The sequence below is a fragment of the Corynebacterium sp. HMSC074C04 genome (assembly GCF_001838295.1).
Taxonomy (GTDB): domain Bacteria; phylum Actinomycetota; class Actinomycetes; order Mycobacteriales; family Mycobacteriaceae; genus Corynebacterium; species Corynebacterium amycolatum.
In genome coordinates, this window is record NZ_KV836272.1 from 1,304,301 (window position 1) to 1,310,185 (window position 5,885).

Consider the following 5,885-nt stretch of genomic DNA (forward strand, 5'->3'; position numbering starts at 1 on the left):
TTTCGATGTCCTTCCAGTAGAAATCGGCGTGCCAGACGGCTGCGCCCGGAATGGTGTCGGTCGGGTAACCGGCCTTGGCGGCACGGAAGCCGTAGTCGATGTCGTCGTACTGGAAGAACAGCGGCAGCGCCAGGCCAATCTTTTTAATGACCTCGGACGGCACCAGGCAGGTCCACCAGGCGTTGTAGTCAACACCCAGGCGACGCAGCTGGTGGTACTTGCGCACGTCCACGTCGGCGTAACCGAACTTGGGGTCGTTCTCCTCGACGGTCAGCGCCTTCCAGTTGTAGGTCTCGCCGGTGCGGAAGAGACTGGTCGGGTTGAACAGGAAGAGCATCTGCGCGCCGAGCAGCATCGGCTTTTCCGCGCACACGGCCAGAGCGGATAGGCGCAGGGTGGTTTCGGGTTCGGGCCGGATGTCGTCGTCGGTAAGCAGCACCATGCAGTCGCCCGCAGCGGTGGCATCGCGCATGCCGCGGGAGAAACCGCCGGCGCCGCCGAGGTTCGGCTGGTGGACGACGTTCAGGCGCTCGCCGAGGATCTCCTTGGCCCAGATGAAGTCAGCTTCGTCGGCTGGGTGCTGTTCGCCCTGGTCAACGACACGGATGGTGCGAACGCGCTCAAGGGCTGGCAGGTCCTCAGCCAGCGTGGCGACGGTTCGAGCACAGTCAACCGGTCGGTTGTAAGAACAAATGACCAGGTCAGTCGGAATATCACGCTTGATAGCCGACTTGGGCACAACATAGCGGACATCGGAAATCTTTGCGCCTGCGTCCTCGGTGTCGAAGCGCAGGTGAATGGCACCGCCATCGGCGAAGCGGTCCAGCGGGACGGTCAGGCGTACCTCTTCATTGGCAGAACCCGACATCGGCGAGTGCTCACCGGTCCAGTTGCCGTCGGCATCCGAGCCGCCCGCTGCCCAGGAGTCTTCCAAGCGGAGGTGGCCCCCAATATCCTCGGTGTAGGCCAGCACACGCGCGGAACCGACCACGCGCGCGCGGATTTCGACCTGCTTAATTGAGGTCCAGCGCTGCCAGTAAGAAGCTCGGAAGCGACCGAAGTAGGTGTCAGTGCGCACTACGGTGTGGCGACCGAGCGTGATCGAGTTACGGGTGGCCTGCACCGAGCTGTCGTAGGCGCCAACGCCTTCGACTCGGTAGTACAAATCCGGCTCCACCCAGTCTGCGGGCGGAGCAAACAGCACGCGCTGAATAGTCAGCATGTCAACATCGGTTTCGGCGGTCAGCTGAGTGGATTCCTTATTAGAAGCAGTCGAAGTCACGTCCCCCAGCGTATCGCGCTATTTCACACGGAAGATGAATACACGCTGAATGATGAAGTTAATTACCGTCGCAACGCCCTGCGCGACGACGAATGCGCCGAACTGTGCCCACTGCGCGTTCCAGTCCCAGGATTCGACGAGCCAGGGCTGCAACACATTGAAGATACCGACCTGGGTGGCGTAAGTAATCAGGTACAGCACCGCAACTGCCAGCACCTTCTTCGCCGAGGACTTCGACTTGAAGGTCCAGCGGCTGTTGATGATGTACGCCGTAATCGTGCCGAAAACCCAGCCGACCGTCTTGCCCCAGAAGTTGGTCGCCCCGAAGGCGTTGAGCATGATGAACGTCAGGCCGAAGTCCACCACCGCCGCAATAACGCCGGAGATAATAAAGCGCATCATCTGCACTTTCAGACCGTGCTCGTCCTTGGTCTCCGTCGCCATCGGCACTGCGGCCGAGTCCTCTACGACAAAGCCATTTTCGTGGGAGCCGTTTCCGAGCTTGCCGTTTTCACGGTTCGGGTTTTCATTTGCTGTTTCATTCGCTGACACGCCTAGAAATTCTAGGCCACCGGCCAGCTAACAAACAGCCAGCGCGAACATGAAGAGGCAATAAAGAGGAGAAACGAACTAACGCCGCAGCGCCTCACGCAGCAGATCCAGCCGCTCCACTGGCGAGAGCGCATCCTCCCCAGCTAGGCCCAACGCACTCATCTCCGCCCAGCTAGCCGCCGCCAATTCCTCCACATCCTCGCCGGATAGCGGGATGCCCTCGTCGCTCTCCCAACCGAGGCGCTCCATGACATGCGCCGCCACATCATGCCGCAGCTCATCCGAGGTCAGCGCCGCCAAACACAGCAGCTCCACCAACGCCGCATCGTGCCCGGCTGGGTCTTTCTCGGCGTCCTCTATAGGCAATGCACGCAATCGCTTGACGACGCTCTCCCCCGCCTCCCCGGTCAATTCCAGCGCGGTTGATTCCGACCTCTGCAGGTCCAGAGCCTGTAACAGGGGCACGAATTCAAACACCCCCGACCTCTCGATTATGTCCACGATATCGGCACGAGCGGTGGCCAGCGTATTTTGAATAGAGTCCCGTCCGGTCAATTCCCTATTAATTGCGGCAATATCTACCGGCTCCTCCGCGTCCACATCCCCCAGTGCGCGGATAGAACCCGAGCCACCGATGCACAGGGCATTCGGGGTGGCCTCATCGCGGGCAAAAGCTTCTCTGACCTGCAAGGTATGTTCCCACAGGCCCCACTGCCAGATAAGGGTATCGCCGGGACTTTGCAGCACCTCGGCAACTGTGGTGGATAAGGGAACATCGACGACTCCGCCCGCTGCGGGTCTGCCGCCAGTCACCAGCTGCGCCACAGACTCCACCGCAGAGCCGGGCAAATGGAACTTCGTCGGCACGCTTTCGTCGCCCCACCCAAAGATGACCGCTAACACGCGGGACAGGCTTCGCAGATCCATCTGGTCATTGACCCCGAAGACGCGGTGGGCACTGCACGGTTCTTCCTCTAAAGAGGCACCGATAATGAGCGTGGCCGGTTCCGTGGCCACGCGAACGCCTGGGAAGGCGACTACGTTATCGGTCTGTGCTGCCATACTTCACAGCGTACGCAGGAAAAACAAGGTGGCCTGGATAGCAAAAACTCGCTACAATGCGCGCGTTTTTACCAGCGGGATCTGGCGCGGCTCCACGCCCCACGGCTCTACCAAGTACTTGCGACGCAGGCGCTGCGACTCCACAGCCATCCACTGCGCCACCAGCTCCTCCACACCACGGGCGAGCCCCAGTACCGGGCCAGCGACCTCTTCACCCACATGTGGAAAATCAATGACCTCCACATCGTTGACCTTGGGAAACCGCGGCTCCGTCAGATTTCCCTTGCCGGGCTTGGCCTTTTCTTCCTTCGCGGCAGCGCGCAGCTGCCCGATGTGCTCACGAATGCCGGCCACGGATGCCGACAGGTCCGCCACCGTGGCACCCGCCTGCTCAATCGCCTGCGACAGCAGCTCCGCCCCCTCAGCCCCCTCAGCACTCTCAGCCACAGCGTCACCGCCACCATCGCCCGCGGTCACAGTCGCAACAAAGCAACCGGTGAGCAGATTGGTGGTGGTCTCCAGGGCTCCGTCGTCAAGCGGATCCACCAGCCATGCGCCCGACAACCTCTCGCCTGCAAAGGACGGCGAGAGCTCCACATGCCAAATGACAACGGGCGATGTGGAACTACATACGGCAAGGGTCTGCGGAGTAGCAGCGGGCGTGGATGTCATGAGGTTGATGGTATCGCGAGTGACGGATTCGAAGCGGGGTAGCCTGTATCGCATGTTCGACTTTTTCAAGAAGAAGCCGCGCGAAACCATCAACATGGCCGCCGAGTACACCAACACCCCGCTGTCGAACCAGATGGTCATGCTGTTCGCCGAGGAACTGCCCATCCTCGACAGCGCAGAGCGCGCACAGGTCTACCGCGCACTCGAGGCCTACGACGGCCCGCAAATCACCTCGCAGGAAATGCTGCCGGAAGAGATCCGAAAAATTATGGATCTATAGCCCCTCCGTACATTTCGCTCGCTTTCCGACGGTCCGTGCGCGGCCTCAAGCGTGACCAACACCTCGGAGCGTCACGGGCGACGGAGCCGGTGCAAGGGGGTAGCCTAGCCTTGATGTCCACTAACACTAACGGCAAGTCCAGCACCGATGCTTCGAACGGTGCCTACGGAGCCGTACACACAGAAGCCAGGACCCTAACCGGTTGGGGTCGTACCGCCCCCGCTAAGTCCCAGGTGCTGTCGACGCCGGACTTGGATGAAATTGTTAACGCCGTCAAGGCTGTCGCAGACCAGAACTCCGACAAGCCTGCCCACCTGCGCCGCGGTGTGATTGCCCGCGGTATGGGCCGCTCCTACGGCGACCCCGCCCAGAACTCGGGCGGTCTTGTCATCGACATGCAGAAGCTCAACAAAATCCACTCCATTGACCAGGAGTCGGCGATTGTTGATGTCGACGGCGGTGTCACGCTGGACCAGCTGATGAAGGCCGCGCTGCCCTACGGCCTGTGGGTGCCGGTACTGCCGGGTACTCGCCAGGTCACCATCGGTGGTGCCATTGGCCCGGACATTCACGGTAAAAACCACCACTCCGCAGGTTCCTTCGGCAACCATGTGCTGTCGATGGAGCTGCTGGTCGCCGACGGTCGTATTCTGCATCTCGAGCCGGAGGGCTCCGCAGATGACCCGGACGGCAAGCTGTTCTGGGCAACTGTCGGCGGCATGGGCCTGACCGGCATTATTGTCCGCGCTCGGATCAAGATGACCAAGACCGAGACGGCGTACTTCATCGCCGATGGCGACATGACCCACACTCTGGACGAAACCATCGAGTTCCACTCCGATGGCTCCGAGGAGAACTTCACTTACTCCTCCGCGTGGTTCGATGCCATCTCGCCGGAGCCGAAGCTGGGACGCGCCGCAATCTCCCGCGGTTCGCTGGCAACCCTGGCTCAGCTGGAGGAATACGCCCCGAAGCTGGCCAAGGACCCGCTGAAGTTCAACGCTCCGCAGCTGGTGACCGTGCCGGATATCTTCCCGTCCTTCACCATGAACAAGCTGACTATGATCAGCATTGGTGAGCTGTGGTGGCTGAAGTCCGGTACCTACCGGAACCAGGTGCAGAACCTCACGCAGTTCTACCAGCCGCTGGATCTCATCGGTGAGTGGAACCGCGGCTATGGCTCCAAGGGCTTCCTGCAGTACCAGTTCGTTGTTCCGCGCGAGGCCGTCGAGCCGTTCAAGGAGATTGTCCGCGATATCCAGCGCTCCGGCCACTACTCGGCGCTGAATGTGTTCAAGCTGTTCGGCGAGGGTAATCGCGCTCCGCTGTCTTACCCGATGCCGGGTTGGAACGTCTGCGTGGATTTCCCGATTAAGCCGGGTCTCGGCCAGTTCCTGGACGACCTCGACCGCCGCGTTATGGAGTTCGGCGGTCGCCTCTACCTGGCCAAGGAGTCGCGCACTTCCGCCGCTAACTTCCACCAGATGTACCCCGAGATGCAGAGCTGGCTGGACACCCGCAACGAGATCGACCCGCACGGTGTCTTCGCCTCTGACATGTCGCGTCGACTGGAACTGCACTAAAAGAACCGAGAGGATTTAAGCCCCAATGATTAATGCTGTAGGCGCTGCCCAGTCCATCCTGCTGCTCGGCGGCACTAGTGAAATCGGTCTGGCTATTACCGCCGAGTTTCTGAAGAAGGGCCCGGCCAAGGTCATCCTGGCTTCCCTGCCGAACGATCCGCTGCGCGAGACCTCCGCTGAGAAGATGAAGGCCGCCGGCGCTTCCGAGGTGGTCACCCTCGACTTCGACGCAACGGACTTCGACTCCCACCCGGAGGTAGTCGAGAAGGCATTTGCCGACGGCGACGTGGATATCTGCATCGTCGCGTTCGGCATGCTTGGCGACGCCGAGGAACTCTGGCAGAACCAGCGCAAGGCCGTCCTGGCTGCGAACATCAACTACACCGGTGCGATGTCGATGGGTGTTCTGGTTGGTCAGAAGTTCAAGGCGCAGGGCCACGGCCAGTTCATTGCC

General features: G+C 61.1%; 7 protein-coding genes. 3 read left to right on the forward strand and 4 right to left on the reverse strand.

Annotation, left to right across the window (positions count from 1 at the left end; translation table 11 throughout):
• From HMPREF3011_RS10155 to HMPREF3011_RS10170, 4 genes are all read right to left on the reverse strand, one after another.
• Positions 1 to 1,282, reverse strand: a 1,282-nt coding sequence (locus HMPREF3011_RS10155; RefSeq protein WP_070841482.1) for a glycosyltransferase, incomplete at its 3' end; no start/stop codon positions are given.
• 18 nt (positions 1,283 to 1,300) lie between these two features.
• Complete coding sequence (locus tag HMPREF3011_RS10160) at positions 1,301 to 1,834, reverse strand: GtrA family protein (RefSeq protein ID WP_070841483.1); 534 nt, start codon at positions 1,832 to 1,834, stop codon at positions 1,301 to 1,303.
• A 78-nt stretch (positions 1,835 to 1,912) separates the two neighbouring features.
• Positions 1,913 to 2,896 carry a hypothetical protein gene (locus HMPREF3011_RS10165; protein ID WP_070841484.1) on the reverse strand — a complete coding sequence of 328 codons (984 nt, stop codon included), beginning with the start codon at positions 2,894 to 2,896 and terminating at the stop codon, positions 1,913 to 1,915.
• A gap of 51 nt (positions 2,897 to 2,947) precedes the next feature.
• Positions 2,948 to 3,568: a hypothetical protein gene (locus HMPREF3011_RS10170; protein WP_246821515.1), complete on the reverse strand. Its 621-nt coding sequence runs from the start codon at positions 3,566 to 3,568 to the stop codon at positions 2,948 to 2,950.
• A 52-nt stretch (positions 3,569 to 3,620) separates the two neighbouring features.
• Here HMPREF3011_RS10170 and HMPREF3011_RS10175 point away from each other — a divergent pair, with 52 nt between their 5' ends.
• The 3 genes from HMPREF3011_RS10175 to HMPREF3011_RS11515 all read left to right on the forward strand — a co-directional run.
• Complete coding sequence (locus HMPREF3011_RS10175; RefSeq protein ID WP_048761551.1) at positions 3,621 to 3,848, forward strand: hypothetical protein; 228 nt, start codon at positions 3,621 to 3,623, stop codon at positions 3,846 to 3,848.
• A 113-nt stretch (positions 3,849 to 3,961) separates the two neighbouring features.
• Entirely contained in the window at positions 3,962 to 5,431 is a 1,470-nt protein-coding gene (locus HMPREF3011_RS10180) for a decaprenylphosphoryl-beta-D-ribose oxidase (RefSeq protein ID WP_005510894.1), read from the forward strand.
• A gap of 25 nt (positions 5,432 to 5,456) precedes the next feature.
• Positions 5,457 to 5,885 (forward strand): SDR family NAD(P)-dependent oxidoreductase (locus HMPREF3011_RS11515; RefSeq protein WP_246821517.1); only part of this gene is annotated, 429 nt, incomplete at its 3' end.

Coding starts and splice junctions, on each gene's coding strand:
- HMPREF3011_RS10175 (WP_048761551.1), top strand. CDS start 3,621: ATGTTCGACTTTTTCAAGAAGAAGCCGCGCGAAACCATCAACATGGCC.
- HMPREF3011_RS10180 (WP_005510894.1), top strand. CDS start 3,962: ATGTCCACTAACACTAACGGCAAGTCCAGCACCGATGCTTCGAACGGT.
- HMPREF3011_RS10170 (WP_246821515.1), bottom strand. CDS start 3,568: ATGACATCCACGCCCGCTGCTACTCCGCAGACCCTTGCCGTATGTAGT.
- HMPREF3011_RS10165 (WP_070841484.1), bottom strand. CDS start 2,896: ATGGCAGCACAGACCGATAACGTAGTCGCCTTCCCAGGCGTTCGCGTG.